Annotated in this window: 2 protein-coding genes and 1 pseudogene; all 3 read left to right on the top strand. The window is 61.9% G+C overall.

Going from position 1 to position 1723, the window contains the following annotated elements:
- Positions 1–316, top strand: a 316-nt coding sequence (locus tag WH277_RS00650) for an extracellular solute-binding protein (RefSeq protein WP_339503774.1), incomplete at its 5' end; no start/stop codon positions are given.
- Positions 313–1404, top strand: a complete 1092-nt coding sequence (locus WH277_RS00645) for an ABC transporter ATP-binding protein (RefSeq protein WP_339457957.1) — start codon at positions 313–315, stop codon at positions 1402–1404. The genes WH277_RS00650 and WH277_RS00645, both read left to right, overlap by 4 nt.
- Positions 1401–1723, top strand: a pseudogene (locus WH277_RS00640) (ABC transporter permease); the annotation flags it as partial. The gene WH277_RS00645 and the pseudogene WH277_RS00640, both read left to right, overlap by 4 nt.

Here is a 1723-nt window from a genome sequence, read left to right as displayed (position 1 = left end):
CGACTTTGTGTACCCGTCTGAAGGCGCGGTGGTTGGCGCGGCCAACTGGGTGATCCCGAAAGGCGCACCGAATCTGGCGAATGCTTACAAAGTGGTGAATGCGCTCTCCAGCGCCCAGGTGCAGAAAGCCTTCTCCGATAAATCACTGTACGGCATGACCAATAAAGAGGTGCAGTACAGCGACAACCTGAAAAAACAGGTGAAAGTGGGTGAAGAAGCCTACAGCAAACTGATCTGGATTGATTACGCCACGGCCACGCCGCAGCTTGCCGACTGGACCAACCGCTGGAGCCAGTCGCTGGGGGCGACAAAATGAGTTCTGTGGTGATTGACGCGGTGAAGCGGCAGTTTGGGCAGCATCGCGCGCTGGATGGCGTCAGCATGACAATAGAGCAGGGGGAGTTTTTCTCCCTGCTCGGCCCCAGCGGCTGTGGCAAAACCACGCTGCTGAATATCATCGCGGGTTTTCTGGCGGCCGATAACGGGCGGGTGTTGATTGGCGGTCAGGATATGACCGCGTTACCCCCTTATCGACGCAATATCGGCATGGTATTTCAGAACTATGCGCTGTTCCCGCACCTCAGCGTGGCGGATAACGTGGCTTTTGGGCTAAAGGTGCGCCATGTGGCGCGCGATGAGCAGCGCCGCCGGGTCGCGGAGGCCCTCAGGCAGGTGCGCCTGGAGGGGCTGGGAACGCGCATGCCGCATCAGCTCTCCGGCGGCCAGCAGCAGCGCGTGGCGATTGCCCGTGCGCTGGCGATTGAGCCGCAGGTGCTGTTACTGGATGAGCCGTTGTCCAATCTGGATGCCCGGCTGCGCAAGGAGATGCAGGATGAGCTGCGTGCGCTGCAAAAACGGGTGGGCATCACCACGGTGCTGGTCACCCACGATCAGGAAGAGGCGCTGACGCTCTCCGATCGCATCGGTATTCTCGGTCAGGGGCAGTTGCAGCAGGTGGGCACACCGTCGGAACTTTACCGCCAGCCGGAAAACCGTTTTGTCGCCGAGTTTGTCGGGCAGGCGAACCTGTTCCAGGTGACGGCCGACCGTGGCAGCGAACGTTATCAGGCCAGCGAACATTTCAGTGCAGCGGGGCAGCCGTTACAGCTGGCAGCCAGTCGTTTTGATGCCCGCAGCGCATTACTGATTGTGCGACCCGAACGCATCCGCATTCTGCCCGGCGGCGGTGAACCGGCGGTTAACGGCACCTTCGCCAGCGTAAAAGAGGCGAGCTTTGCCGGGGCGACGTTGCGCCTGCTGTGCCAGCTTCCTGGCGGCGGCGAGCTGCGCGTGCAGCCTGCGGAACAGGACTTCCGTCAGTTACCCGCACCGGGCGATAAGCTCTACCTGGCGTGGCGTGAAGACGATGTGATCGTGCTGCCCACGCCGGGAGCGCCGCAATGAACCGGCTTAGGCAGAACGCCTTTCCCTGGCTGATGCTGACGCCGTGCCTGGTGTTCCTGGTGCTGTTTCTGCTGGTGCCGCTGCTGCTGCTGCTCGATCAGAGCCTGACCGCGGTCGACAGTTTGCTGAATCCGCTGCCCGGCCACAGCCTGGCGCAATACCTGACGGTGTTTGGCGAGTCGCAGTATCTGTATGCGCTCTGGACCACACTGTGGGTGTCGTTGCTGACGGCGGCGATGACCGTGCTGCTGGCCTGGCCCGCTGCCTGGCTGCTGGTGACCGTGAAAGGCCGCCACTGGCGTACGCTGCTGTATGTGAT

Origin of the sequence: Erwinia sp. MYb416, from assembly GCF_037479575.1 — a bacterium.
GTDB classification, from domain to species: domain Bacteria; phylum Pseudomonadota; class Gammaproteobacteria; order Enterobacterales; family Enterobacteriaceae; genus Erwinia; species Erwinia rhapontici.
This window is presented reverse-complemented; position numbering and strand designations above follow the sequence as displayed.